This window comes from Pseudomonas sp. NPDC096950, assembly GCF_044762525.1.
In the GTDB taxonomy this organism is placed as follows: domain Bacteria; phylum Pseudomonadota; class Gammaproteobacteria; order Pseudomonadales; family Pseudomonadaceae; genus Aquipseudomonas.
This window is the reverse complement of record NZ_JBIWEL010000034.1, coordinates 49,444-74,423: the sequence shown is the minus strand read 5'-3', so window position 1 is coordinate 74,423 and position 24,980 is coordinate 49,444. Positions and strand designations below refer to the sequence as shown.

The following is a 24,980-nucleotide window of genomic DNA, read 5'->3' as shown; positions in this document are numbered from 1 at the left end:
TTCGATGGTCTGGTCAAAGGACGTCGCGCTGGACGCAGAACTGCAACCGCTTGCGGCGCTTCGCTCAAGGCGGCAATCGAGCCGGAAGATCGCGAAGCTGAAGGTCACCGCACGCAGGCTTCAAAAGCCTGAAAGAAGGCCAACAGGTTTCTTTCATCGCTACCCGCGGTCAGAAAGGCATGCAAGCTGAAGAAGTTCAAGTTATCTAACTTGTACTTGCTTTAGTAAAAAGCCCCGCCCTTAAAAGCGGGGCTTTTTTGTGGGCGCATGTTTTTGCCCGCGCAAAAAAGATCGCAGCCTTCGACAGTTGCTACGGGATAAACATCAATCCAACGTAGGAACTGCCGAAGGCTGCGATCTTTTGATCTTCTAGCGTATTACCAGGCCACGCCAAACCCAGCGGTATAGCGCGTCTTGCTCAAATCAGCATCTTCGGTCCCGCTGATGACGTCCCGCTCGGCCTTGAGGTTAAGCGAAGCCCAGTCGGTGACTTTGTAACGCAAGCCCATTTCCGCATCGAGGGAGTAATCGGCCACGCCAGAAAGCGGCTTGCCCACTTCGCCGTTGGTGAAGAACTCTACCTTCTTGCCGATCAGGTAACGGTTGTAGTCCCACTTCATGGCGACGGAATAGAAGTTGTCCTTTCCGCCATCCTTGTATTCAAAGTCAGTACGGTTGAACAGCGAGCCCAGCGAGAACGCGCCGAGTTCGTCATCCCAGAACTGATAACCCGGACCGGTACCGACCACGCGCTGACGGGACAGGTCTTCGACCTTGTCGCGCTTGTAGTTCACGCGACCATCCCAGTACCAGTGCTCGGTCAGGAATCGGTCGAGGGAGTATTCGGCGCGCCAGTTATCGGTGGTGACCACGTCGTCCTGGAATTCGCGGTTGTACTCGCCCTCTGCCGTATGCCGCCAGCGACCATGACGGGCCGAGGTCTTGAAGCCAACATCGTAGTCGTCGGTGTCTTTCTCGGCGCGCTGGTAATCAAGCGCCATGTCGACATTACCTTTCCACACCAGGTCTTCGACGATTGGCTTGGGCTTGAGGATCTGCTGAATACTCGCCAGCTCAACGGTTTTCGGCGCCTCGCCGTTGGCCAGGGTCACCTTGCCATCTTCGGCGGCCTTCAACGATTTGGCTTTCTCACCGTTATAGGCATCCTGCTTGACCAGCAACTCCTGGTCGCTTTCCAGGGTTTTGACCTGTTTCCAGTCGATCGGAATCGCACCGGCGTATTCGGTCTGGATCAACAGTTTGCCGCCATCGAACACAGTGATCTTGCCGCTCAATTTGTCACCGTTTTTCAACCATACGGTGTCGGCGAGCAGAGGCGTGGAAGCACTGAAGACAGCGAGGCACAACAAGGTTCTGGACAACATAAGCAGATCGAAGGCTCTGGTTTGCGAAAAAAAGTCGGCATTATCCCAAGGAATAAGGCGCTAGCAAGGACTGACCCGACTATTTCTATTGAGTTCATTTCTCAATTGTCACTTCTGGACTTAATCTAAGGGCCGTAAAACGAATTTCTTCAGGAACTGCGGACGTGACAGAGGCGACCACCGAAACCGAAAGCCCGGCGCAAATCCGACGCACGGCGCTCTACCTGACTCTGGCCCAAGTGCCGGAGGGCAAAGTCGTGAGTTACGGACAACTGGCCGAGTTGGCAGGATTGGGGCGCGCTGCACGCTGGGTCGGGCGCACGCTGAGTCAATTGCCCGGCGACACCAAGCTGCCTTGGCACCGGGTGCTCGGCGCCGGCGGTCGGATCAGCCTGCCGGTGGGCAGTCCATCGGGAGACGAACAACGCGCGCGCTTGCGCACGGAGGGGATCAGTATCCTGAACAATCGTGTTGATATTCAGCGTCATGGCTGGCGCCCGGTAGAGCACAGCGGTTAGAGTGCGCGCTTTGTTTCCGTAATCTTGAGGCAGACTTCAGCCCATGCCCCGTAAAACCTGGCGCGCCGCGCTCGCCGCCTATGCCAGCCCATCAACGCTCGTACTGTTGCTGCTTGGTTTCGCCGCCGGCTTGCCCTACATGCTGGTGTTCTCGACGCTGTCGGTCTGGTTGCGTGAGGCCGGTGTGGCCCGCGAAACCATCGGTTATGCAAGCCTGATCGGTCTGGCCTACGCCTTTAAATGGGTGTGGTCACCGCTGCTCGACCAATGGCGCCTGCCACTGCTCGGCAAACTCGGCCGCCGCCGCTCCTGGCTGGTGCTGGCCCAATCGCTGGTGATCCTCGGACTGATCGGCATGGGTTTCTGCGACCCGCAAAAGCACCTGTCCTGGTTGATCGCCATTGCCGTGGTCGTCGCGTTCGCCTCGGCGACCCAAGACATCGCCGTGGACGCTTATCGCCTGGAAATCGCTGACGACAGTCGCCAGGCCGCGCTGGCCGCCAGCTATATGTCCGGCTATCGGATCGCGGCGTTGCTGGCCACCGCCGGTGCGCTGTTTTTCGCTGAAGGCTTCGGCTCCACCGGTTTCAATTATCAGCATTCGGCCTGGACCGGCACCTACGTGCTGTTTGGTGCCCTGATGATTCCTGCGTTGCTGACCACCCTGTTCATGCGCGAGCCGCCAGTTCCGCTGCGCACGCAGTTACAGGCCGGGCGCTACAGCTTTGTGCATCAATTGGCGTCGGTGTTTGTACTGATCGTGTTGCTGGTTTCCGTGCCGGCGATGTTCACCCAGCTCTACAACACTGATTTTGCCAGCGTGCTGTTCAACGGCGTGAGCCTGCTCGATCTGCTGCTCGAAGACCGCGCGTTCCTGCGCGCCATCCTCTACACCACGCTGACCGTCCTGTGTCTGTCGTCCATGGGCCGTCGAGGCCTGGCGCCAGTGCTGACACCGGTCAACGACTTCATTCTGCGGTATCGCTGGCAAGCGTTCCTGCTCCTCGGGCTGATCGCCACTTACCGGATGTCCGATACGGTCATGGGCGTGATGGCCAACGTGTTCTATATCGACCAGGGTTTTACCAAGGATCAGATTGCCAGCGTCAGCAAGATTTTCGGCCTGATCATGACCCTTGTGGGCGCCGGCATGGGCGGCTTGTTGATCGTGCGCTTCGGCATCCTGCCGATCCTGCTCATCGGCGGTATCACTTCGGCCGCTACCAACCTGCTGTTCCTGATGCTCGCCGACATGGGCGCCAACCTGAACATGCTGATCCTGACCATTTCCCTGGACAACTTCAGCTCAGGCCTGGCGACTTCTGCGTTCGTCGCGTACCTGTCGAGCCTGACCAACCTCAAGTTCTCCGCCACCCAATACGCCCTGCTCAGCTCGATCATGCTCTTGCTGCCACGCCTGATCGGCGGTTATTCCGGGGTCATGGTGGAGAAGTTCGGCTATCACAACTTCTTCCTGATCACCGCCCTGCTCGGCGTGCCGACGCTGCTGCTGATCGCCCTGCACTGGTTCCAGGAGAGCCGCCGGGCTGGCCCGACGCCGACACCGGAACCGGTGCAGACGCCGGCGGTGGAAGAGCTGTAGGAAACCTCTCGATTGGCGGGAGGTTTCCCGCCATCAAGCCTCACCGCCGGCCGCACTTCTGTACGTCAGCGGATCTCGCCCGTACAATGCTCCGTCATTTCTCGTCATCAGCAACCGACAACGGCCAACCATGCGCACCAGTCAATTTTTGCTCGCCACACAGAAAGAAACGCCTTCCGACGCGGTCGTGATCAGCCACCAGCTGATGCTGCGCGCCGGCATGATCCGCAAACTCGCCTCGGGCCTGTACACCTGGCTGCCGATGGGCTTGCGGGTAATGCGCAAGGTCGAAGCCGTCGTTCGTGAAGAAATGAACGCCGCCGGCTCGCTTGAAGTGTTGATGCCGAGCACTCAGCCGGCTGAGCTGTGGCAGGAATCCGGTCGCTGGGAAGAGTACGGTCCTGAATTGCTGCGTTTCAAGGATCGTCACGGTCGCGATTTCTGCGCCGGCCCGACCCACGAAGAAGTGATCACTGACCTGATGCGCAACGAGTTGAGCAGCTACAAACAGCTGCCAATCAACCTGTATCAGATCCAGACCAAATTCCGTGACGAAATCCGTCCACGCTTCGGCTTGATGCGCGGTCGCGAATTCATCATGAAGGACGCCTACTCCTTCCACGCGGACCAGCCTTCGCTGCAGATCACGTACGATCGCATGCACCAGGCCTACTGCAACGTGTTCACTCGCCTGGGCCTGAAATTCCGCCCTGTTGAAGCCGACAACGGCTCCATCGGCGGTGCCGGCTCCCACGAATTCCACGTACTGGCCGAATCCGGCGAAGACGATATCGTCTTCAGCAACGGTTCCGACTACGCCGCGAACATCGAGAAAGCCGAAGCCGTGCCGCGCGAAACCTCCCGCGCCGCGCCGACTGAAGAGCTGCGCCTGGTCGACACCCCGAACGCCAAGACCATTGCGCAACTGGTCGAAGGCTTCAATTTGCCGATCGAAAAAACCATCAAGACCCTCGTGGTTCATGCCGAAGAGAAAGGCAAGCTGATTGCCCTGATCATCCGTGGCGACCACGAGCTGAACGAAATCAAGGCTTCCAACCAGCCAGGCGTTGCCAGCCCGCTGGTGATGGCATCCGAATCCGAACTGCGTGACGCCATTGGCGCCGGCGCCGGCTCGCTCGGCCCGCTGAACCTGCCGCTGCCGATCATCATCGACCGTTCGGTCGAGCTGATGAGCGACTTCGGGATTGGCGCCAACATCGACGACAAGCACTACTTCGGCGTGAACTGGGAGCGTGACCTGCCCGTTCCAACCGTGGCAGACCTGCGCAACGTCGTGGCCGGCGACCCAAGCCCGGATGGCAAGGGCACCCTGGAAATCAAGCGCGGCATCGAAGTCGGGCACATCTTCCAGCTGGGCAACAAGTACAGCAAAGCGATGAAGTGCGAAGTGCTGGGCGAGAACGGCAAGCCAGTCACCCTGGAAATGGGTTGCTACGGTATTGGCGTTTCCCGCGTAGTGGCTGCGGCCATCGAGCAGAACAACGATGCCAACGGGATCATCTGGAGCGACACACTGGCGCCGTTCCAGGTGGCCCTGGTGCCGCTGCGCTACGACAACGAGCAGGTTCGCGAAGCCACCGACAAACTTTACGCAGAACTGACTGCGGCCGGTTTCGAAGTGCTGCTGGACGACCGCGACAAGAAAACCAGCCCGGGCATCAAGTTCGCGGACATGGAGCTGATCGGCATTCCTCACCGGATCGTGGTCAGTGACCGCGGCCTCGCCGATGGCAATCTGGAATACAAGAGCCGCACCGAGGCCGAGGCGCAAGCGCTGCCGGTCGCTGACGTGCTGTCCTTCCTCCAGGCCCGTATCCGCCGCTGACACCAGATAGAGAAGTCATGTTCAAGCGAAACACCTTAGGCCTCGGTGGTGCCGCCCTGTGCGGCACCCTGCTGGTCAGCGGCTGTGCCAATCACATGTCACAACGCAGCGAGCACGAGGAACGGGGCGAGCGCAAATTGCTCGATCACAGCCTGCAGATCGATGTCGGTGAGCCCAAGGTGCTTGAGCTGCCGCAACGTCGGGTGAAAATCCACGAGCAAAAGACCTTCGAAGTCACCGAATTCGAAGTCACGCGTCATTACGATCGCTACACGCCGTACCAACCCTGGCGGGAGGTCTACGAGATCCCGCTGGGCATGGTGGCGATCGTGGCCGGTGTCGGCGCGAACGTGGTCAACGTGTTCACCCTCGGCAACCTGCCGGACAGCGTGACCAAGGATTGGTTGAGCTACGGTTTCGCCGGGGTCAACCCGTTCATGAACGTGCAGTCCCACGGTCGCGCGCAGCAGAACCTGGCCGGTATTGATGAAGTCCAGCGCGATAAGCGCACGGAATATTCGAGCCTGCCTTGGAGCGAGCGTCCGGTGCAGGTCAAGGCTGGCAAGGAAACCTTCGACCTGAACACCGACAAAAACGGCGTACTGCGCCTGAACTTGTTGGACAGCCCGTTCGCTGAACATGACATCAATCATCTGAGTCGGCTGCTGATCACGGTCGAAGATGCCCAGGACGACGTGCACACCGACTCGTCCCTGGCGGTCAGCAGCGGCTTGCGTGGCAAGTTGCTGGAAGCACACGGGCTGATTTATGACGATCTTGAAGACGACGAAGTGAGCCAGTGGGTACACCGGGTCAAACGCCTGTCGGAACTGGGTCTGGAAGAAGAAGCCAGCGAGCTGGAGCAGAGCCTGATCGAACTGACGCGCAACGATCCTGAGCTGCAGACCGAATTCCTCAAGTCGTTGACCAAGGATGCCGGGCGATTGGTGGCGGATCCGAACCCGAATTAAAAGCAAAAGCTTCGCGAGCAAGACCGCTCCCACATGGGATCTTCATTACAGGTAGATCCGATGTGGTAGCGGTCTTGCTCGCGAAGGCGGCCCCACATTCACCCCGACGTCTACACCCTGCCGCTACCGCTCAAACAACTCCATCTGCTCAAACCCACCCCGCAAATCCTCCAGCCTCACCCCAATCCCCAATAACCGCACCGGCTTGCCGCCGCGATTGAATGCCTGGGTCAACAACAGCTGATAACTCCCCAGATCCCGCCCTGCCCCGGCCTGTTCCAGCGTGGTTTGGGTAAAGTCGTGGAATTTCACTTTGACGAACGGCTTGCCCGGCCGATAGCTGCTGTCGATGCGCGCCATGCGCCCGGCCAGGGTTTCCAGCAACTCGGGCAGCTTATCCAGGCAGCTCACCAGATCCGGCAGATCCACGTCGTAGGTGTTTTCGACACTGATGGATTGCCGGCGGTTGTCGTTATGCACCAGCCGCTCATCAATCCCACGGGCCAGGCTCCAGAGTCGTTCACCGAAACTGCCAAATTCGCGCACCAGCGCCAACTTGTCCCACTCGCGTAAATGCGCGCAATCAATGATGCCGAGCCTGCCGAGCTTGTCGGCGGTCACCTTGCCCACGCCGTGCAGCTTGCTCACCGGCAAACCGCTGACAAAGTCTTCCACCTGATCCGGCGTGATCACGAACAGGCCATTGGGCTTCTTCCAGTCACTGGCGATCTTGGCCAGGAACTTGTTCGGCGCCACGCCCGCCGAGACGGTGATGTGCAGCTGATTGGAGACCCGCCGGCGAATATCCTGGGCAATGCGCGTGGCGCTGCCACCAAAATGCGCGCTGTCCGACACGTCCAGATAGGCCTCATCCAGGGAAAGCGGCTCGATCAGGTCGGTGTAATCGCTGAAGATCGTATGAATTTCCTTCGACGCCTCTCTATAGGCGTCCATCCGTGGCTTGACGATGGTCAGGTCCGGGCACAACTTCAAGGCGTGCCCAGAGGACATCGCCGAGCGCACGCCATAGGCCCGCGCTTCGTAATTGCAGGTGGCGATCACCCCGCGCCGGTCCGCCGAGCCACCCACCGCCAGCGGCTTGCCAGCCAGGCGCGGGTCATCACGCATCTCGATGGCGGCGTAGAAACAGTCACAGTCGACGTGGATGATTTTGCGTTGAGTCATATAAAAGCGGTGTTCATGGCAAGGAAATGACGTAATGACGAGCCGGATCGGCAGTATCTCACTGACACCTGTATATAGCACCAGTACTCTGAATCTTCTTCACCGGTTGTAGGAAAAGGCCTGAGGAATTTATTTTCTCAATCGAAAAGCACCTACCGATAGAGCTGGAAGCCTTGCCACACCTGCCTTCCAGCGCGGCAGCCCTCACGTTTTTTCAGCTAAGCGATTGAACAGGAACAGGTTTTCTCTGAATTGAAGGTTGACACACCTGCGTTCCTCTGTAGAATGCCGACACACAGACGCGGGATGGAGCAGTCTGGTAGCTCGTCGGGCTCATAACCCGAAGGTCGTCGGTTCAAATCCGGCTCCCGCAACCAAACATCAAGAAAGGCTACTCGAAAGAGTGGCCTTTTTTGTGCGTGCCTGTTTTGTGCAAAACATTGCTCAACCGCGCACCGGGCAGAAACGAGAAATCGTTCTGATTCCGAAACTTACCGCTCCCCCGTCACCGCTCGACGCTAATTCACGCTTATTTGACCTGATTCAGGATTAACCGTTGACACCCCGGCGTTCCGCTGTAGAATGCCGCCACACAGACGCGGGATGGAGCAGTCTGGTAGCTCGTCGGGCTCATAACCCGAAGGTCGTCGGTTCAAATCCGGCTCCCGCAACCAAACATCAAAAAAGGCTGCTCGAAAGAGTGGCCTTTTTTGTATCTGTTGAAAAAGTCCTTTCGCAACAATGATCTGTCACTGTGTTGTGAACCGTTCGGGATCACCAAGACTCTGAGTTCAGACTATGCTCTGTGCCAGGCAGGCCCTCTACGACCGATGACGTGCCATCGCCGCAAACCGGCGAGAGCGTTAATATTTGTGATTATTTTTTTCTACAGGGATTGGTAACTTGGCTCGATACCTCCATCCTGTCGCGCACAATCCAAGAGGTGATTGATGCGCGCCAACTCGTCTGATCCACAAGACACCGTCACAGCGACACAACCTATCAAGGCCGAGCGTTTGCGCCTGCTTGATCTGGTCAGCAAGTACCGTCAGCCCATAGGTCTTGCGGTCACGCTGTTGTTGTTCGCTATCGCGCTGATTGCCTGTCGCCATCTATTAAGCGAACTCGATCTGTATGCGCTTCACGACTCGATCCTGGAAGTCCCGAAACCGGCACTGATCGGCGCATTGGGCGCAACCATCGTCGGCTTCATCATTTTGCTGGGCTACGAATGGTCCGCCAGTCGCTACGCCGGCGTCACCCTGGCGCCACGGGTGCTGGCCCTGGGTGGTTTCACCGCATTCGCGATCGGCAACGCCATCGGCCTGTCGATGCTGTCGGGTGGCTCGGTTCGCTACCGTTTATATGCACGTCATGGTCTGGGCGCTGCGGACGTTGCCCATATGACGCTGTTCGCCAGCCTCTCCCTCGGCTGCGCCCTGCCGCCGCTGGCAGCACTCGCGACCCTGAGCAACTTGCCCGCCGCCTCCGCCGCGCTTGGCCTCTCCGCGACCTTGCTGGGGGTGATTGCCGCCGCAGTGCTGCTACTGACGACCGTGCTGGCCATCGGCATTTATCGCCGTCGCCTGCCGGACCAACCCTACCCCGACAACCTGATGGTCAAGGCCGGCCGCCGCACACTGCGCCTGCCGGGTCGTCGCCTGACGTTCCTGCAACTGGTAATCACCGCCCTCGACGTGGCTGCCGCCGCGACCGTGCTGTATCTGTTGCTGCCGGAAGCCCCACCCTTTGGCGCTTTCCTGCTGATCTACCTGCTGGCCCTGGCCGCGGGCGTGCTCAGCCATGTGCCCGGCGGTGTCGGGGTGTTCGAAGCCATTCTGCTGGCCGCGTTCGCCGACACCCTCGGCGCCGCGCCACTGGCCGCCGCCCTGCTGCTTTATCGACTGATTTATGTAGTGTTGCCATTGCTGGTGGCCTGCGTGTTCCTGTTGATTAACGAAGGCCAGCGCCTGTTCCAGACCCGTCAGTCGCTGCGGGCGGCGTCAGGTCTGGCGGCACCGATCCTGGCGTTGCTGGTATTCCTGTCCGGCGTGGTACTGCTGTTCTCCGGCGCGACCCCGGAAATCGACACGCGCCTGGAACACATCGGCTTTCTGATTCCTCACCGTTTGGTTGATGCCTCGCACTTCGGCGCCAGCCTGATCGGCGTGCTGTGCCTGTTGCTGGCCCAGGGTCTGCGTCGTCGCCTCTCGGCTGCATGGATGCTGACCACCATTCTGTTGCTGGTCGGCGCCCTGCTGTCGCTGCTCAAGGGCTTCGACTGGGAGGAAGCCTGCCTGATGACCCTGACGGCGAGCCTGCTCGGGGTGTTCCGCCGTTCGTTCTATCGCGCCAGTCGCCTGACCGAACTGCCGTTCTCGCCGCTGTATCTGGTCGCCAGCCTGTGCGTCCTCGGTGCGTCGATCTGGCTGCTGCTGTTTGCCTATCAGGACGTTCCGTACAGCCATCAACTCTGGTGGCAGTTCACCCTCGACGCTGACGCGCCGCGTGGCTTGCGTTCGCTGCTGGGTGCTGCGGTGTTGCTGGTGGTGGTTTCCCTGACCTGGTTGCTACGCACCGCACGCCCGATCATTCATCTGCCGACGCCGGACGAACTGGACCGTGCAGTGAAGATCCTCATGGCGTCGTCGCAACCCGACGGCGGTCTCGCGCTGACCGGTGACAAGGCGTTGCTGTTTCACCCCAACGACGAGGCGTTCCTGATGTACGCCCGCCGTGGCCGCAGCCTGGTGGCGTTGTACGACCCGATCGGCCCGACCCAGCAACGGGCGGAAATGATCTGGCAGTTCCGCGACCTCTGCGACATCCACCACGCCCGTCCGGTCTTCTATCAAGTGCGTGCCGAGAACCTGCCGTACTACATGGACATCGGCCTGACGGCGATCAAACTTGGCGAAGAAGCCCGGGTCGATCTGCATCGCTTTGATCTCGAAGCCAAGGGCAAAGAGATGAAGGACCTGCGTTACACCTGGAACCGCGGCACCCGTGACGGCCTGTCCCTGGAGATCTTCGAGCCGGGCCAGGCGCCGATGGACGAGCTCAAGGTGATTTCCGATGCCTGGCTGACCGGCAAGAACGTGCGCGAGAAAGGCTTCTCCCTCGGCCGTTTCAGCGATGACTACCTCAAGCATTTCCGCGTGGCGGTGATTCGTTTCGAAGGGCGCCCGGTGGCGTTCGCCAATCTGCTCGAGACCTACGGCCATGACCTGGCCAGCCTCGACCTGATGCGCGCGCACCCGGACGCCCCCAAGCTGACCATGGAGTTCATGATGGTCGGCCTGATTCAACATTATAAAGATCATGGATACGCGCGTTTCAGCCTGGGCATGGTGCCACTGTCGGGTCTTCAACCCCGTCGCGGTGCGCCACTGACCCAGCGCCTGGGCTCGATGGTTTTCCGCCGTGGTGAGCAGCTCTACAACTTCCAAGGCTTGCGCCGCTTCAAAGACAAATTCCAGCCTGACTGGGAACCCCGTTATATGGCCGTGCCCGCCGGACTCGATCCGCTGGTTGCCCTGGCCGATACTGCTGCCCTGATTGCGGGCGGCTTGACTGGATTGGTGAAACGCTGATGATTCAACGCTCCTTGCGGTACGTACTGGCCACACTGGTAGTGCTGGCCCTGATTGTCGGTGGCGGTTACTGGTACATGAAACGCCCGGCACCAGAACCGACCCTCGAACTGCTGACGCCCGCCGACGGCGCCGCCATGACCCGAGTGATTCCCGGCACCACGCCAAAGGCTCAGGTGCTGGTGGCGGTCACTGACGAACAGAAACTCAATGACCAGCAACTGAAGGCCCTGAGCCGCAGCGGTTCGGCGCAGATCGTCCAGGTGATCCTGCCCAAAGACTGCCTGCTGCAAAGCCGCGCCCTGCAATCCGGTCTGCGCGAGCTGAAAGGCCCGGCGACTCTGGTCAGCGGCATCGGCCCTGGCGCAGTGCTGGCCTGGCGCTGGTTGTCCGAGCAGAAGAATGACAAGGCCCAGGCCGTGTCGGTGGACCTGGCCCTGGAAAAGGGTGGCTGCACGCACCTGCTGCCGAAAAGCGCCGCCCACGGCCACTGGCTGGTGGCCTGGAACGACAACCCGGACGACGCCAGTGCAGGTTTCGTGCGCGACCAACCCAACGCCGAAACCAGCATCAGCGACTACGACATCAACCTGCCGCAAGTGCTGAACAACGAACTGCGCAAGATTCTGGTCGGTGGTGACAAATCCGCTGGCGGGTTGCAGATCCCTGTCGTTGAAGTCCCGGCCGGTCAAGCGAAAGACACCGTCACCCTGTTCCTCTCCGGTGACGGTGGCTGGCGCGACCTCGACCGCGACGTGGCGGGCGAAATGGCCAAGATCGGCTACCCGGTGGTCGGCATCGACACCCTGCGCTACTACTGGCAGCACAAGAGCCCGGAGCAAAGCGCCCTGGACCTCGCCGAACTGATGCAGCACTACCGCCAGAAATGGGGCACCAAGCGCTTCATCCTGACCGGTTACTCGTTCGGCGCCGACGTCCTGCCAGCGATCTACAACCGCTTGGCGGAATCTGAACAGCAACGGGTCGACGCAATCATCCTGCTGGCCTTCGCCCGTACCGGCAGCTTCGAAATCGAAGTCGAAGGCTGGCTCGGCAACGCCGGCAAAGAAGCCGCCACCGGCCCGGAAATGGCCAAGCTGCCTGCCGATAAAGTGGTGTGCATCTACGGCGAAGAAGAAGTCGACGAGAGCGGCTGCACCGACAAGACCGCTGTCGGCGAAGCGGTGAAACTGCCTGGCGGGCACCACTTCGACGAGAACTACCCTGCCCTTGCGCAGCGCCTGGTAGACATCATCGTCAAGCGTCAGGCCAAGGAAGAGGCGACGGCCCAAGAGTGATCTGAGCCCCGCCAAACAAAAAGCCCCCGCAGCCGATTGGTTGCGGGGGCTTTTTCATTCTGGCAACACCAAAAATCCCCTGTGGGGGTGGGCTTGCTCGCGAAAGCGGTGGGTCATTCAACACAGGGCTCAACTGACACGGCCTCTTCGCGAGCAAGCCGCTCCCACAGGGGGATCTTCGTTGTAGTGAGGTGATGTGACCGGACACAAAAAAGCCCCCGCCACCAAACCGGTAACGGGGGCTTTTCATAACGCTTACATCTCCACTTGCGTCCCCAACTCAATCACCCTATTCAACGGCAGATTGAAGAATCGCAGGTTGCCGTTGGCGTTCTGCAACATGAAGGCGAACAGCGCCTCGCGCCAGCGGGCCATGCCTTCGAGTTTGGAGGCGATGACGGTTTCGCGGCTGAGGAAGTAGGTGGTGCGCATCGGGCTGAAGTCCAGGTCGTCGAGATGGCACAGTTTCAGCGCTTGCGGCACGTCCGGTTCGTCGACGAAGCCGAAGTGCAGGATCACCCGGAAGAACCCTTCGCCGTAGGAGTCCACCTCGAAACGCCGGGAGGCCGGGACCCGCGGAATGTCTTCATACACCACGGTCAGCAACACCACTTGTTCATGCAGCACCTGGTTGTGCAGCAGGTTGTGCAACAGCGCGTGGGGCACGGCATCCGGGCGCGCGGTGAGGAACACGGCGGTGCCCTGGACGCGGTGCGGCGGTTGCACGCGGATACTGCTGATGAAGATCGGCAGCGGCAGCCCGCCTTCGTCGAGACGCTCGACCAGCAGTTGCTTGCCGCGTTTCCAGGTGGTCATCAGCACGAACAGCACGATACCGGCGATCACCGGGAACGCCCCGCCCTGTACGATTTTCGGCACGTTGGCGGCGAAGTACAGACCGTCGACCAACAGGAAACCGATCGACACCGGCACTGCGAGGATCGGCGGCCATTTCCACAGCAGCAACATCACCGCCGACACCAGCACGGTAGTCATCAGCATGGTGCCCGTCACCGCGACGCCGTAGGCCGAGGCCAGGGCACCGGAGGATTCGAAGCCCAACACCAACAGGATCACGCCAACCATCAGCGACCAGTTCACCGCGCCAATGTAGATCTGGCCCTGTTCGGCACTGGAGGTGTGGCGGATGTGCATGCGTGGGATGTAACCGAGCTGGATCGCCTGACGGGTCAGGGAGAACGCACCGGAAATCACCGCTTGGGACGCAATCACCGTGGCCATGGTGGACAAGCCGACCAGCGGGATCAACGCCCAGCTCGGCGCCAACAGATAAAACGGGTTGCGCGCAGCTTCCGGATCGCCAAGCAGCAACGCGCCCTGGCCGAAGTAGTTGAGCACCAGCGCCGGCAGCACGAGGATGAACCACGCACGGGCAATCGGCTTGCGGCCGAAGTGGCCCATGTCGGCGTACAGGGCTTCGGCACCGGTCAGCGCGAGGACCACGGCGCCAAGAATGGTCACACCCATGCCCGGATGCGCGACGAAGAAACGCACGCCCCACACCGGATTCATCGCTTGCAACACTTCCGGGTGCTGGAGGATGCCGTAGACGCCCAGGGCGCCGAGCACCACAAACCACGTCACCATGATCGGACCGAACAGAATGCCGATGCGCGCGGTGCCGTGGCTCTGAATCAGGAACAGCGCCACCAGCACGATCAACGACAGCGGCACCACCCAATGGTCAATGCCATCGAATGCCAGCCCCAGGCCTTCAATCGCCGAAAGCACGGAAATCGCCGGGGTGATCATGCTGTCGCCGTAGAACAGTGCCGCACCGATCAACCCGCAGACCACCAGCAAGGTGCGCAACTTCGGATGCCCCGCCGCCGCCCGCCGCGCCAGCGCGGTCAAGGCCATGATCCCGCCTTCGCCCTGGTTGTCGGCGCGCAGCACGAACATCATGTATTTGAACGATACGACCCAGATCAGCGACCAGAAGATCAGTGCCAGGATGCCCAGCACGCCATCATGGTTGACCGGTACGCCATAGCCACCGGAGAACACTTCTTTGAGGGTGTACAACGGGCTCGTGCCGATATCGCCGTAAACCACCCCGACCGCCGCAACCAACATGCCGATCGGTTTTGCTGCCGAATGCTCGGCGCCCGCCGCCTGACTACTTGCCTGCCCCATCCAAAACTCCTACTACTCAGACCCGGACTTCTTATAAGAAGCACTATGCTTTGCCGTGCAGCATGCGCTGATTTACTTAAGGTTACAGACGATTTGTTGACTGTAAAAATTCGGTAAAGCGTAACGGCGCGAAGCATAGCGCAGCACTCGTCGTATTTCCCTGCATAAAGCTGGTCAAGTGAGCGTCTCATCGCTAGAATTGCGCACTTTTTGACCAGAGGCGCAACATAGCGCCCGTCTGTCGCCTTGCCGTCTTCGGCTGGAGGCGCCACAAATACCGAGGTTAGACATGTCCACCACTCCTGCGCCGGCCAATCCAAAGGTTGGCTTCGTATCCCTGGGTTGCCCCAAAGCACTGGTCGACTCCGAGCGCATCCTTACCCAGCTGCGCATGGAAGGCTATGACGTCGTGTCCACTTACGAGGACGCCGATGTCGTGGTGGTCAACACCTGCGGCTTCATCGACTCGGCCAAGGCTGAATCGCTGGAAGTCATCGGCGAAGCCATCAAGGAAAACGGCAAGGTCATCGTGACCGGCTGCATGGGCGTCGAAGAAGGCAACATTCGCAAGGTGCACCCGAGCGTGTTGGCCGTGACCGGTCCGCAGCAGTACGAGCAAGTGGTCAACGCCGTGCACGACGCCGTGCCGCCGCGCCAGGATCACAACCCGCTGATCGACCTGGTGCCGCCGCAAGGCATCAAGTTGACCCCGCGCCACTACGCGTACCTGAAGATTTCCGAAGGCTGCAACCATAGCTGCAGCTTCTGCATCATCCCGTCGATGCGCGGCAAACTGGTCAGCCGTCCGGTCGGTGACGTACTCGACGAAGCCCAGCGTCTGGTCAAGGCCGGCGTCAAAGAGCTGCTGGTGATCTCCCAAGACACCAGCGCCTACGGCGTCGACGTGAAATACCGCACCGGTTTCTGGAACGGCGCGCCGGTGAAAACCCGCATGACCGAACTCTGCGAAGCCCTGAGCAGCCTCGGCGTCTGGGTGCGTCTGCATTACGTTTACCCGTACCCGCACGTCGACGAGCTGATCCCGCTGATGGCCGCCGGCAAGATCCTGCCGTACCTGGACATCCCGTTCCAGCACGCCAGCCCGAAAGTCCTGAAAGCCATGAAACGCCCGGCCTTCGAAGACAAGACCTTGGCGCGGATCAAGAACTGGCGCGAAATCTGCCCGGATCTGATCATCCGTTCGACCTTCATCGTCGGCTTCCCCGGCGAAACCGAAGAAGACTTCCAGTACCTGCTGAACTGGCTGACCGAAGCGCAGCTCGACCGCGTGGGTTGCTTCCAGTACTCGCCAGTCGAAGGCGCCCCGGCCAACCTGCTGGACGCGGCCATCGTGCCGGACGACGTCAAGCAAGACCGTTGGGACCGCTTCATGGCGCACCAACAGGCCATCAGCTCGGCGCGCCTGCAACTGCGCGTCGGCCGTGAAATCGAAGTGCTGGTGGACGAAGTCGACGAGCAAGGCGCGGTTGGCCGCTGCTTCTTCGACGCCCCGGAAATCGACGGCAACGTGTTCATCGACAACGGCAGCAACCTGAAACCAGGCGATAAAGTCTGGTGCAAAGTGACCGACGCCGACGAATACGACCTGTGGGCTGAACAGATCTAAACGCAAAAAATACGAAAAGCCCCGCTCTCTTGACGAGATGCGGGGCTTTTTTACGTCTATCGTTTTGTGGAGAACGGATTCGCATCATTCATCCATGAGAGGCAGGCGGGCATGCGCCACCATTCGGTCATCCACACCCCTAAACAAAGTGACTACGAAGAACTCACCCGGGTCTGGGAGGCCTCGGTGCGCGCCACCCATGACTTTCTGCCGGACAGCTACATCGACCTGCTGAAAAACCTGGTGCTGACCCGCTACCTCGACGCAGTGATGCTGATCTGCACCAAGGACTCGCGCCAACGCATCACCGGGTTCGCCGGCGTTGCGGCGGGCAAGGTCGAAATGCTGTTTATCGACCCGGCCCATCGCGGCCAGGGCCTGGGCAAGCAACTGCTGCGCTATGCCCTGGAACACCTGAACGCCGATGAACTGGACGTCAACGAACAGAACCCGCAGGCGCTGGGGTTTTACTTCAAGCAGGGGTTTGAGGTGATAGGCCGTTCGGAGGTCGATGGCATGGGCCAGCCTTATCCGTTGTTGCATATGCGGTTGCGCCAGGCGCAGCAATTGACGCGCAATGGCTGACACAACGCAAAACAACGGTGGGAGCGGGCTTGCTCGCGAATGCGGTGTGTCATTCAACAGATAAATTGACTGATCCACCGCATTCGCGAGCAAGCCCGCTCCCACATTAAAAGCACCTGCGGCAAATGGAGCCGGGATTAACCGGCGCCCAGCAGGTACAATGCCCACCCCTTTTTTGTTACGGCCCTGTCATGACTGACCCGATTCGTCTCTCCAAACGCCTCATCGAACTCGTCGGCTGTTCCCGTCGGGAGGCTGAGCTGTTCATCGAGGGCGGCTGGGTCACCGTGGACGGCGAAGTCATCGACGAGCCGCAGTTCAAGGTCGAAAACCAGAAAGTCGAGCTCGACCCGGAGGCCAAGGCCACCGCGCCGGAGCCAGTGACCATTCTGTTCAACGTCGCGGCGGGCATGGACGCGGAAACGGCCATGGCCAGCATCAGCGCCGAAACCCTGAGCGAAGAACACCGCTTCAGCAAACGTCCGCTCAAGGGCCACTTCCTGCGCCTGACCGCCAGCACTGACCTGCAGGCCAACGCCAGCGGTCTACTGGTGTTCACCCAGGACTGGAAGATCCTGCGCAAGCTCACCGCCGACTCGGCGAAAATCGAGCAAGAGTATGTGGTCGAGGTTGAAGGCGACATGGTGGCCCACGGCCTCAACCGCCTGAACCACGGCCTGACTTACAAGGGCAAGGAACTGCCGCCGGTCAAGGCCAGCTGGCAGAACGAAAACCGTCTGCGCTTTGCCATGAAGAACCCACAACCGGACGTGATCGCCCTGTTTTGCCAGGCCGTCGGCCTGAAGGTCGTCGCCATCCGCCGCATTCGCATCGGCGGCGTGTCCATCGGCAAAGTGCCGCTGGGGCAATGGCGCTACCTGTCCGGCAAAGAGAAGTTCTAAGACTTTTCACGCCGCCCTACATTTCGGCGCCGCTGCTTATGCGGCGCCCACTGCTGAATATCAGGACTGCACACCATGATTCATAACGACGTACTGCGCAGCGTGCGCTACATGCTCGACATCAGCGACAAGAAACTCATCGAGATCATCAAGATTGGCGGCATGGACGTGTCCATGGAAGACCTGCTGACCTACCTCGACAAGAAAGAAGAAGACGAAGAAGGCTTCGTACGCTGCCCGGACGAAGTCATGGCGCACTTCCTCGATGGCCTGGTGATCTTCAAGCGTGGCAAGGACGAAAGCCGTCCGCCGCAGCCGATCGAAACGCCGGTGACCAACAACATCATCCTGAAGAAACTGCGCGTGGCCTTCGAGCTGAAAGAAGACGACATGCATGCGATCCTCAAGGCCTCCGAGTTCCCGGTGTCCAAGCCTGAGCTGAGCGCGCTGTTCCGCAAGTTCGGCCACACCAACTACCGCACCTGTGGCGACCAGTTGCTGCGCAACTTCCTCAAGGGCCTGACCCTGCGCGTTCGTCCGCAGTAACGTACGCAGCGGATGTACTTTGTAGGAGCTGTGTAGGAGCTGTCGACAGCTCCTACACAGCTCCTACATGGCCGAATGGCCGCTCATTCCTCGCAAAAATAGTGGCTCCGCTTCCAGCGGCTGACGACTAGGGTGTAGTGACCCTCAGCTCTCAGGATTCGCCATGCACCCGTACTTTTCCCTGCAAGGCCGCACCGCCCTGGTGACCGGCGGCACCCGTGGTATCGGCAAAATGATCGCCAAGGCTTATGTCGAGGCCGGCGCGACCGTGTACGTCTGCGCCCGGGATGCCGAGGCCTGCCTGCAAACCGCCAAAGAATTGAGTGCTTTCGGCACCTGCCACGGCATCGCGGCGAACCTGGCCAATGAAGAAGGTGTGCTGCAACTGGCGACGCGCCTGGGCGAGCAGATCGAACACCTGGACATTCTGGTGAACAACGCCGGCACCACGTGGGGCGCGCCGCTGGAAAGCTACCCGATCAAGGGCTGGGAAAAGGTCATGCAGCTCAACGTGACGTCAGTGTTCAACTGCATCCAGCAGTTTCTGCCGTTATTGCGCAAGGCAGGTTCTGAAGCCAATCCGGCGCGGATCATCAACATTGGCTCGGTGGCCGGGATTTCTTCCTTCGGTGAACAGGCTTATGCCTACGGGCCGAGTAAAGCGGCCCTGCATCAATTGTCGCGGATTCTGGCGCGGGAACTGGTGAGCCAGCACATCAACGTCAATGTGATCGCACCGGGGCGATTCCCAAGCAAGATGACCCAGCACATCGGCAACGATGAACAGGCGCTGGCGGAGGATACGGCGCTGATCCCGATGAAGCGCTGGGGCCGGGAGGAAGAAATGGCAGCGCTGGCGATCAGCCTGGCGAGCACGGCGGGGGCTTATATGACCGGGAATATCATTCCGTTGGATGGGGGGTTTAGTCTCTGAGATTGGCGGTGCGGCCTTCGCGGGCAAGCCACGCTCCCACATTGGATTTATGTTGGTCACAAAATTTGTGAGCACAGTAGATCCCCTGTGGGAGCGGGCTTGCTCGCGAAGGGGCCCTACCTGTCACCGCCGATTCCAAGGTCGATCGGGTTATCATGCCCGCCTCATACCCCGCCTCGACCCCAAACCATGACCTACAGCGTTTCCCCCATCGGCTTCGTGCGCTCCTGCTTCAAGGAGAAATTCGCCATTCCGCGCCAACCGCAACTGGCCCCGGCCGCTCGCGGGGTGCTGGAACTGGTGGCGCCGTTCGATCAGGGCGATGCGGTGCAAGGCCTGGAGCAGGTCAGCCATGTCTGGCTGCTGTTCCTGTTTCATCAAGCCCTGGAAGAAAAGCCACGCCTCAAAGTCCGCCCTCCTCGCCTGGGCGGTAACAAATCCATGGGCGTGTTCGCCACCCGCGCGACGCACCGCCCCAATGGCATCGGGCAATCCGTGGTGAAGCTGGACAAGGTCGAAGCCAATCGCCTGTTCATCTCCGGCATCGACCTGCTGGACGGCACGCCGATTCTCGACATCAAACCCTACGTGCCTTACGCCGACATCATCGACAGCGCCTCCAACAGCATCGCCAGCGCTGCGCCGCAGTTGATTCCCGTGCGGTGGGCGGAGTCAGCGTTGCAACAGGCTCACGAGCACGCTCAGCGCCTTGGCGAGCCTTTGGTTGCGCTGATCGATCAATGCCTGGCACAAGACCCACGTCCGGCGTACCAGGTTCCTACACCCGAACGAGAATATGGCGCGCAGTTCTGGGATCTGGATGTGCGCTGGCATTATCCCGAGGCGGGTGTGATCCGCGTCCTCGAGGTCATCCCCGCAAAAGTCTGAACACCAAAAACCACTGTGGGAGCGGGCTTGCTCGCGAAAGCGGTGTGACAGTCAACTTGAATGTCGACTGATACACCGCTTTCGCGAGCAAGCCCGCTCCCACAGGGAAAGCAGAGCAGATGAGTTCGGCTTACTTCTCGACGAACGCACGCTCGATCAGGTAGTCACCCGGCTCGCGCATCCGTGGCGAAACTTTCAGGCCGAAGCTGTTCAGCACTTCGCTGGTTTCGTCGAGCATGCTCGGGCTGCCGCACAGCATGGCGCGGTCGTCCTGCGGGTTGATCGGCGGCAGGCCGATGTCGCTGAACAGCTTGCCGCTGCGCATCAGGTCGGTCAGGCGACCTTCGTTCTCGAACGGCTCGCGGGTCACGGTCGGGTAGTAGATCAACTTGTCACGCAAGGCCTCGCCGAAGAACTCGTTCTGCGGCAGGTGCTCGGTGATGAATTCGCGGTAGGCGACTTCGTTGACGTAGCGAACGCCGTGGCACAGGATCACTTTTTCGAAACGCTCGTAGGTTTCCGGGTCCTGGATGACGCTCATGAACGGCGCCAGACCGGTACCGGTGCTGAGCAGGTACAAATGTTTGCCAGGCTTCAAGTCATCCAGCACCAGGGTGCCGGTAGGCTTCTTGCTGATGATGATCTCGTCGCCTTCCTTCAGATGCTGCAACTGGGAAGTCAGCGGGCCATCAGGCACCTTGATGCTGAAGAACTCGAGATGCTCTTCCCAGTTCGGGCTGGCAATCGAGTAAGCACGCATAAGCGGGCGGCCGTTGGGCTGTTGCAGGCCGATCATCACGAACTGACCGTTCTCGAAGCGCAGGCCCGGATCGCGGGTGCACTTGAAGCTGAACAGAGTGTCGTTCCAGTGATGAACACTGAGGACACGCTCGTGGTTCATGTTGCTCATGTACGTGGGACTCCTGGAGATTGGGTCTGCGCTGCTCTGCCAGAGAACCAGCCGTGCGCAATTGCATCGCATTCTAATGGCAGCCACAATATCTGTTAACTGGATTATTAAGATAAGGGTTATCGGTTATATAGATATGCGATTTACTCTACGTCAACTTCAAGTCTTCGTCGCCGTTGCTCAGCAGGAAAGCGTATCCCGTGCTGCGGGTCTGCTCAACCTCTCGCAGTCGGCGGCCAGTACCTCGATCACCGAGCTAGAGCGCCAGTCCAGCTGCCAGCTGTTCGACCGCGCCGGCAAACGGCTGAGCCTCAACGCCCTCGGCAAACAGCTATTGCCCCAAGCGGTGGCGTTGCTTGATCAATCCAAGGAAATTGAAGACCTGCTCAACGGCAAGTCAGGTTTCGGTTCGCTGGCGGTCGGTGCGACCCTGACCATCGGCAATTACCTGGCAACGCTGCTGATCGGCAGCTTTATGCAGCGTCACCCGGAAAGCCAAGTGAAGCTGCATGTGCAGAACACCGCTAACATCGTGCAACAAGTCGCCCACTATGAAATTGATCTGGGTCTAATCGAAGGCGACTGCAGCCACCCGGACATCGAAGTGCAGAGTTGGGTCGAAGATGAACTGGTGGTGTTCTGTGCGCCCCAGCATCCATTGGCCAAACGCGGCATCGCGACCATGGAAGAGCTGAGCCATGAGGCCTGGATTCTACGCGAACAAGGCTCTGGCACGCGGCTGACCTTCGATCAGGCCATGCGGCACCATCGCAGCTCGCTGAATATTCGCCTGGAGCTGGAACACACCGAAGCGATCAAACGCGCGGTGGAGTCAGGCTTGGGGATTGGCTGCATTTCGCGGCTGGCCCTGCGCGATGCCTTCCGCCGAGGCAGCCTGGTGGCGGTAGAGACACCGGATCTGGACCTGGCGCGGCAGTTCTATTTCATCTGGCACAAACAGAAATTTCAGACGCCGGCGATGCGCGAATTCCTCGATCTGTGCCGCGCCTTCACCGCCGGGGTGCAGCGCAGCGACGAGATCGTGCTGCCCACCATCGCTTAAAGCAGAATCACTGCCCACACCAACGCAATCATGGTCAACGCCACGAATTGCGCGGCACTGCCCATGTCCTTGGCGTTCTTGGACAGCGGGTGCAACTCAAGGGAAATGCGGTCAATCGCCGCTTCTACCGCCGAATTGAGCAACTCGACGATCAAGGCCAGCAGGCAAACCGCGATCAGCAGCGCTTGCTCGACGCGACTGACGTTCAGGAAGAACGAAATCGGAATCAAGATAACGTTGAGCAACACCAGTTGCCGAAAAGCCGCTTCACCGGTGAAGGCGGCGCGCAGGCCATCCAGCGAGTAGCCAGAGGCGTTGAGGATGCGTTTTAGGCCGGTCTGGCCTTTAAAAGGTGACATAGAGTAGGCAACTGAACCAAAAAGGAGTGGGAAAGCTAGAGTAAAGAAAGTCAAAAAAGCGTGAATCTGCTGCGCTTTAGTGGCTCGAAATTGACTCAAGTTGTTGCAAGAGCAACGCCGCCTGGGTTCGGGTCCGCACATTCAGCTTGCGGAAGATCGCCGTCACGTGGGCCTTGATTGTCGCTTCGGAGACGCTCAGCTCGTAGGCAATCTGCTTGTTCAGCAAACCCTCGCACACCATAGTCAGCACCCGGAACTGCTGGGGCGTCAAGCTGGCAAGCCCCTCACTGGCAGCCTTGGCTTCGGCGGAAACACTGACCGCTTCGAACGCCTGGGGCGGCCAGAAGACGTCGCCATCGAGCACCGCACGCACGGCTTTCTGAATGACACTCAAGTCGCTCGACTTGGGAATGAAACCACTGGCGCCGAATTCCCGGGACTTGACCATGATCGAGGCTTCTTCCTGGGCTGAGACCATCACCACCGGAATTTGCGGGTACTGGCCGCGCAGCAGCACCAGACCGGAAAAACCGTAGGCCCCCGGCATGTTCAGGTCCAGCAGGACCAGGTCCCAGTCGGATTTTTCGTCGAGGTGGGTTTCCAGTTCGGCAATGCTCGCCACTTCCACCAGACGGACATCCGGGCCCAGGCCCAGGGTCAACGCTTGGTGCAGGGCACTGCGAAAAAGAGGATGGTCATCGGCAATCAGGATTTCGTATGTGGCCATTTTTCAAATGATCCTGTTTTTCAAACAACTCAAGGCGCAGCCACGGAGCTGCACCAACAGGGCACGTTCAACGCCAATTACGTGGCAATCACGCAAAGAAGTCGGCGTATCAAACTTTGGCCGCGCCCTAATCGGCGCCAAGCATGCCCAGCGAAGTCAGGGTGGTCAAGGTGCGTGGCCGGTACAGTTCTTTGCAGTATGGGCGACAATCAGCCGATCACCGGAACCGTGTTCTGCACAAACGGCATCAACTCGGCGTGGGCCGGCGTTTCAACATTCATGTCCAACTGGTGCTTGGCATCCAGGTAGTGCTGGCTGAACACATCGAAGTAAGCGTCCAGTGCCGATGCCGCGTCGGTATCGCCCGCCAGATCCAGGCACAGTGCGGCCACTTCCGCGGTGCACAAGTGCTCGCTGCGGGTCGAGCGGCGCAAGCGGTACCGGGAGAGTTTCTCCGGGAGCAGGCTGAGAATCGGCAACCGGTCGAAATAGGGGCTTTTGCGGAATATCTTCCGGGCCTCGGTCCAGGTGGCGTCCAGCAGAATGAACAGCGGGCGCTTGGCGTTATCGGCCGCGACGCTGTTGGTCACGCGCTCGGGCTCGACGTACTCCCCCGGAAATACCAGATACGGCTGCCATTGCGGGTCGGCCAGCAGATCCAGCAATTGCTGATCGACTTCGGTGCGCGACCAGATGAACGCATGGTTATCGCGGACCACATCCGCAATCAACCAGCCAGTATTGCTGGGTTTGAACACTTCCTTGTTGGTCATGATCAGGCACACGCCGGAACGCGTCTCGACCTGCGGTCGCCAGGCGCACAGGCAATGGCTCTCGATCACGCGGCAGGCACGGCAACGCGGTGCTCGCCAGCCACGGGCCTGAATCGGCTTGATGCCTTCCTCTTCGCGCTCATCGCGCAAGCGGGCCACGGCGTTGACCGCAAAGTGAGCAGGCAGGGTGTTCATCGCAGGCAACGCCGACAGGTAAGGAAAATCGACACAAAAAACACTCGGTAAGGCAGAAAGTGCCGGCAGTTTATCAGAGCGGCCGGCGCAAGCCTGTACCGTCGGGGCCCGCTCCCCTATAATTCGCCGCCACTGAACGCACAGTCATGTGACGGGTCGAAACCACCAGTCACTGAACCAGGAGAGTTTCATGCTGCGCCTTATCGTTCCCACCGCTGCCGTTCTATTGGCGTCGTCCCTCAGCGCTCAGGCTGCTTCCTTGAGTGAGCAAACTCTCAACAGAGAGCTGCGCAACGTCGCCGTACAAAGTAGCGTCGGCACGCCACGGGCGATCAACGAGGACATTCTTGATCAGGGCTACACCGTCGAAGGCAACACGCTGATCAACCACTTGAGCGTGCAAAGCAGCCACGCCGACAAGATGCGTGCCGATCCGAAAGCCGTGTATTTCCAGTTGGGTGCCTCTGTCTGCAACAACCCATCGTTCCGCAAACTGATGGCCAAGGGCGCGGTCATGCGTTACGACTTCACTGAGGTGAAGACCAACCGTTCGGTCGGTTCCGCCAGTTATCAGGAATCGGATTGCCCGAAAGCGACCCCGGCCAAGAAGAAGTAATCATCGGGAATTGGCGCGCCGCTGTTCATCCTCGGCGCGCAGTTCTGCAAGCAAGGCCTGCAAATAACGCGAGCGGCGCTCACCGCCGCCCAGACGCCGGCAGCACTCCTCTTCAAGACTCAAATGATTGGTCTCTGCTGACGACTTCAATAATCGATACAGTTGCGCATCGATCTCCAGAATCAATCTGGCCATGATTTCCCGCCTCCCTGCTCACTCAAATCCCTGAACCGCTAACACTTTGCGTACTGCCTTTGACGCAAAGTTGTCGTGTCACACCTGTAACTTAGTAAATCAGA

The 24,980-nt window shown here is 59.8% G+C and carries 22 protein-coding genes, 2 tRNA genes and 1 pseudogene; 17 read left to right on the top strand and 8 right to left on the bottom strand.

Translation table 11 applies throughout. The features are described 5' to 3' along the window. Positions 1 to 116: 116 nt before the first annotated feature. A pseudogene (locus ACIQY3_RS32020) lies at positions 117 to 209 on the top strand (cold-shock protein); the annotation flags it as partial. Positions 210 to 377: 168 nt separating this feature from the next. On the opposite strand, the gene ACIQY3_RS32015 reads toward ACIQY3_RS32020, so the two are convergent. Beyond that, positions 378 to 1,385: a DUF481 domain-containing protein gene (locus ACIQY3_RS32015; RefSeq protein ID WP_403028057.1), complete on the bottom strand. Its 1,008-nt coding sequence runs from the start codon at positions 1,383 to 1,385 to the stop codon at positions 378 to 380. 164 nt (positions 1,386 to 1,549) lie between these two features. On the opposite strand from ACIQY3_RS32015, the gene ACIQY3_RS32010 reads away from it, so the two are divergent. The 4 genes from ACIQY3_RS32010 to ACIQY3_RS31995 all read left to right on the top strand — a co-directional run bounded on the left by ACIQY3_RS32010 (position 1,550) and on the right by ACIQY3_RS31995 (position 6,323). Then, positions 1,550 to 1,903: an MGMT family protein gene (locus tag ACIQY3_RS32010; protein ID WP_403028054.1), complete on the top strand. Its 354-nt coding sequence runs from the start codon at positions 1,550 to 1,552 to the stop codon at positions 1,901 to 1,903. 43 nt (positions 1,904 to 1,946) lie between these two features. Beyond that, positions 1,947 to 3,506 (top strand): AmpG family muropeptide MFS transporter, encoded by a 1,560-nt coding sequence (locus tag ACIQY3_RS32005; RefSeq protein WP_403028051.1) that lies wholly within the window; start codon positions 1,947 to 1,949, stop codon positions 3,504 to 3,506. 130 nt (positions 3,507 to 3,636) lie between these two features. Then, positions 3,637 to 5,352 (top strand): proline--tRNA ligase, encoded by a 1,716-nt coding sequence (locus tag ACIQY3_RS32000; RefSeq protein ID WP_403028048.1) that lies wholly within the window; start codon positions 3,637 to 3,639, stop codon positions 5,350 to 5,352. A gap of 17 nt (positions 5,353 to 5,369) precedes the next feature. Then, entirely contained in the window at positions 5,370 to 6,323 is a 954-nt protein-coding gene (locus tag ACIQY3_RS31995) for a hypothetical protein (RefSeq protein ID WP_403028046.1), read from the top strand. Between the two features lie 123 nt (positions 6,324 to 6,446). Here ACIQY3_RS31995 and dinB read toward each other — a convergent pair whose 3' ends face one another. Next, positions 6,447 to 7,508 (bottom strand): DNA polymerase IV, encoded by a 1,062-nt coding sequence (gene dinB / locus ACIQY3_RS31990; RefSeq protein WP_403028043.1) that lies wholly within the window; start codon positions 7,506 to 7,508, stop codon positions 6,447 to 6,449. Between the two features lie 300 nt (positions 7,509 to 7,808). Between dinB and ACIQY3_RS31985 the strand changes: the two genes are divergently transcribed. From ACIQY3_RS31985 to ACIQY3_RS31970, 4 genes are all read left to right on the top strand, one after another. Continuing rightward, positions 7,809 to 7,885 (top strand) — tRNA-Met (locus ACIQY3_RS31985). A 220-nt stretch (positions 7,886 to 8,105) separates the two neighbouring features. Continuing rightward, positions 8,106 to 8,182 (top strand) — tRNA-Met (locus ACIQY3_RS31980). 276 nt (positions 8,183 to 8,458) lie between these two features. Next, entirely contained in the window at positions 8,459 to 11,101 is a 2,643-nt protein-coding gene (mprF, locus tag ACIQY3_RS31975) for a bifunctional lysylphosphatidylglycerol flippase/synthetase MprF (RefSeq protein WP_403028040.1), read from the top strand. Beyond that, positions 11,101 to 12,399: an AcvB/VirJ family lysyl-phosphatidylglycerol hydrolase gene (locus ACIQY3_RS31970; protein ID WP_403028037.1), complete on the top strand. Its 1,299-nt coding sequence runs from the start codon at positions 11,101 to 11,103 to the stop codon at positions 12,397 to 12,399. The genes mprF and ACIQY3_RS31970 overlap by 1 nt, the downstream gene beginning before the upstream one ends. Before the next feature lie 255 nt (positions 12,400 to 12,654). Here ACIQY3_RS31970 and ACIQY3_RS31965 read toward each other — a convergent pair whose 3' ends face one another. Then, positions 12,655 to 14,556, bottom strand: coding sequence for a potassium transporter Kup (locus ACIQY3_RS31965; protein ID WP_403028035.1), 1,902 nt, complete (start codon positions 14,554 to 14,556; stop codon positions 12,655 to 12,657). A gap of 289 nt (positions 14,557 to 14,845) precedes the next feature. Here ACIQY3_RS31965 and rimO point away from each other — a divergent pair, with 289 nt between their 5' ends. The 6 genes from rimO (at position 14,846) to tsaA (ending at position 20,038) form a co-directional block, all read left to right on the top strand. Continuing rightward, positions 14,846 to 16,183: a 30S ribosomal protein S12 methylthiotransferase RimO gene (gene rimO / locus ACIQY3_RS31960; RefSeq protein WP_403028033.1), complete on the top strand. Its 1,338-nt coding sequence runs from the start codon at positions 14,846 to 14,848 to the stop codon at positions 16,181 to 16,183. 111 nt (positions 16,184 to 16,294) lie between these two features. After that, positions 16,295 to 16,768: a GNAT family N-acetyltransferase gene (locus ACIQY3_RS31955; RefSeq protein WP_403028030.1), complete on the top strand. Its 474-nt coding sequence runs from the start codon at positions 16,295 to 16,297 to the stop codon at positions 16,766 to 16,768. Between the two features lie 191 nt (positions 16,769 to 16,959). Further along, the gene (locus ACIQY3_RS31950) at positions 16,960 to 17,670 is read left to right on the top strand and encodes an rRNA pseudouridine synthase (protein ID WP_403028027.1); all 711 of its coding nucleotides are present in this window, start codon (positions 16,960 to 16,962) and stop codon (positions 17,668 to 17,670) included. A gap of 75 nt (positions 17,671 to 17,745) precedes the next feature. Next, positions 17,746 to 18,216: a DUF1456 family protein gene (locus ACIQY3_RS31945; protein WP_092272289.1), complete on the top strand. Its 471-nt coding sequence runs from the start codon at positions 17,746 to 17,748 to the stop codon at positions 18,214 to 18,216. A 163-nt stretch (positions 18,217 to 18,379) separates the two neighbouring features. Next, the gene (locus ACIQY3_RS31940) at positions 18,380 to 19,150 is read left to right on the top strand and encodes an SDR family oxidoreductase (protein WP_403028024.1); all 771 of its coding nucleotides are present in this window, start codon (positions 18,380 to 18,382) and stop codon (positions 19,148 to 19,150) included. Between the two features lie 189 nt (positions 19,151 to 19,339). Continuing rightward, the gene (tsaA, locus tag ACIQY3_RS31935) at positions 19,340 to 20,038 is read left to right on the top strand and encodes a tRNA (N6-threonylcarbamoyladenosine(37)-N6)-methyltransferase TrmO (RefSeq protein ID WP_403028022.1); all 699 of its coding nucleotides are present in this window, start codon (positions 19,340 to 19,342) and stop codon (positions 20,036 to 20,038) included. A gap of 130 nt (positions 20,039 to 20,168) precedes the next feature. On the opposite strand, the gene fpr is transcribed toward tsaA, so the two are convergent. Next, entirely contained in the window at positions 20,169 to 20,948 is a 780-nt protein-coding gene (gene fpr / locus ACIQY3_RS31930; protein WP_003443014.1) for a ferredoxin-NADP reductase, read from the bottom strand. Positions 20,949 to 21,084: 136 nt separating this feature from the next. Here fpr and ACIQY3_RS31925 point away from each other — a divergent pair, with 136 nt between their 5' ends. Then, complete coding sequence (locus tag ACIQY3_RS31925) at positions 21,085 to 22,011, top strand: LysR family transcriptional regulator (protein ID WP_403028020.1); 927 nt, start codon at positions 21,085 to 21,087, stop codon at positions 22,009 to 22,011. Here ACIQY3_RS31925 and ACIQY3_RS31920 read toward each other — a convergent pair. From ACIQY3_RS31920 to ACIQY3_RS31910, 3 genes are all read right to left on the bottom strand, one after another. Next, the gene (locus tag ACIQY3_RS31920; RefSeq protein WP_007947182.1) at positions 22,008 to 22,370 is read right to left on the bottom strand and encodes a diacylglycerol kinase; all 363 of its coding nucleotides are present in this window, start codon (positions 22,368 to 22,370) and stop codon (positions 22,008 to 22,010) included. The genes ACIQY3_RS31925 and ACIQY3_RS31920 overlap by 4 nt on opposite strands. A gap of 76 nt (positions 22,371 to 22,446) precedes the next feature. Continuing rightward, positions 22,447 to 23,097: a response regulator transcription factor ErdR gene (gene erdR / locus ACIQY3_RS31915; protein WP_403028017.1), complete on the bottom strand. Its 651-nt coding sequence runs from the start codon at positions 23,095 to 23,097 to the stop codon at positions 22,447 to 22,449. 209 nt (positions 23,098 to 23,306) lie between these two features. Next, positions 23,307 to 24,065 (bottom strand): tRNA-uridine aminocarboxypropyltransferase, encoded by a 759-nt coding sequence (locus ACIQY3_RS31910; RefSeq protein WP_403028014.1) that lies wholly within the window; start codon positions 24,063 to 24,065, stop codon positions 23,307 to 23,309. A gap of 190 nt (positions 24,066 to 24,255) precedes the next feature. Here ACIQY3_RS31910 and ACIQY3_RS31905 point away from each other — a divergent pair, with 190 nt between their 5' ends. After that, entirely contained in the window at positions 24,256 to 24,681 is a 426-nt protein-coding gene (locus ACIQY3_RS31905) for a PA3611 family quorum-sensing-regulated virulence factor (RefSeq protein WP_403028010.1), read from the top strand. Here ACIQY3_RS31905 and ACIQY3_RS31900 read toward each other — a convergent pair whose 3' ends face one another. Beyond that, complete coding sequence (locus tag ACIQY3_RS31900; RefSeq protein WP_054047053.1) at positions 24,682 to 24,876, bottom strand: hypothetical protein; 195 nt, start codon at positions 24,874 to 24,876, stop codon at positions 24,682 to 24,684. Positions 24,877 to 24,980: the final 104 nt, after the last annotated feature.

Excerpts from the sequence above, each read along its gene's own strand:
- ACIQY3_RS32015 (WP_403028057.1), bottom strand. The coding sequence starts at position 1,385 with ATGTTGTCCAGAACCTTGTTGTGCCTCGCTGTCTTCAGTGCTTCCACG.
- ACIQY3_RS32005 (WP_403028051.1), top strand. The coding sequence starts at position 1,947 with ATGCCCCGTAAAACCTGGCGCGCCGCGCTCGCCGCCTATGCCAGCCCA.
- ACIQY3_RS32000 (WP_403028048.1), top strand. The coding sequence starts at position 3,637 with ATGCGCACCAGTCAATTTTTGCTCGCCACACAGAAAGAAACGCCTTCC.
- ACIQY3_RS31995 (WP_403028046.1), top strand. The coding sequence starts at position 5,370 with ATGTTCAAGCGAAACACCTTAGGCCTCGGTGGTGCCGCCCTGTGCGGC.
- dinB (WP_403028043.1), bottom strand. The coding sequence starts at position 7,508 with ATGACTCAACGCAAAATCATCCACGTCGACTGTGACTGTTTCTACGCC.
- mprF (WP_403028040.1), top strand. The coding sequence starts at position 8,459 with ATGCGCGCCAACTCGTCTGATCCACAAGACACCGTCACAGCGACACAA.
- ACIQY3_RS31970 (WP_403028037.1), top strand. The coding sequence starts at position 11,101 with ATGATTCAACGCTCCTTGCGGTACGTACTGGCCACACTGGTAGTGCTG.
- ACIQY3_RS31965 (WP_403028035.1), bottom strand. The coding sequence starts at position 14,556 with ATGGGGCAGGCAAGTAGTCAGGCGGCGGGCGCCGAGCATTCGGCAGCA.
- rimO (WP_403028033.1), top strand. The coding sequence starts at position 14,846 with ATGTCCACCACTCCTGCGCCGGCCAATCCAAAGGTTGGCTTCGTATCC.
- ACIQY3_RS31955 (WP_403028030.1), top strand. The coding sequence starts at position 16,295 with ATGCGCCACCATTCGGTCATCCACACCCCTAAACAAAGTGACTACGAA.
- ACIQY3_RS31950 (WP_403028027.1), top strand. The coding sequence starts at position 16,960 with ATGACTGACCCGATTCGTCTCTCCAAACGCCTCATCGAACTCGTCGGC.
- ACIQY3_RS31945 (WP_092272289.1), top strand. The coding sequence starts at position 17,746 with ATGATTCATAACGACGTACTGCGCAGCGTGCGCTACATGCTCGACATC.
- ACIQY3_RS31940 (WP_403028024.1), top strand. The coding sequence starts at position 18,380 with ATGCACCCGTACTTTTCCCTGCAAGGCCGCACCGCCCTGGTGACCGGC.
- tsaA (WP_403028022.1), top strand. The coding sequence starts at position 19,340 with ATGACCTACAGCGTTTCCCCCATCGGCTTCGTGCGCTCCTGCTTCAAG.
- fpr (WP_003443014.1), bottom strand. The coding sequence starts at position 20,948 with ATGAGCAACATGAACCACGAGCGTGTCCTCAGTGTTCATCACTGGAAC.
- ACIQY3_RS31925 (WP_403028020.1), top strand. The coding sequence starts at position 21,085 with ATGCGATTTACTCTACGTCAACTTCAAGTCTTCGTCGCCGTTGCTCAG.
- ACIQY3_RS31920 (WP_007947182.1), bottom strand. The coding sequence starts at position 22,370 with ATGTCACCTTTTAAAGGCCAGACCGGCCTAAAACGCATCCTCAACGCC.
- erdR (WP_403028017.1), bottom strand. The coding sequence starts at position 23,097 with ATGGCCACATACGAAATCCTGATTGCCGATGACCATCCTCTTTTTCGC.
- ACIQY3_RS31910 (WP_403028014.1), bottom strand. The coding sequence starts at position 24,065 with ATGAACACCCTGCCTGCTCACTTTGCGGTCAACGCCGTGGCCCGCTTG.
- ACIQY3_RS31905 (WP_403028010.1), top strand. The coding sequence starts at position 24,256 with ATGCTGCGCCTTATCGTTCCCACCGCTGCCGTTCTATTGGCGTCGTCC.
- ACIQY3_RS31900 (WP_054047053.1), bottom strand. The coding sequence starts at position 24,876 with ATGGCCAGATTGATTCTGGAGATCGATGCGCAACTGTATCGATTATTG.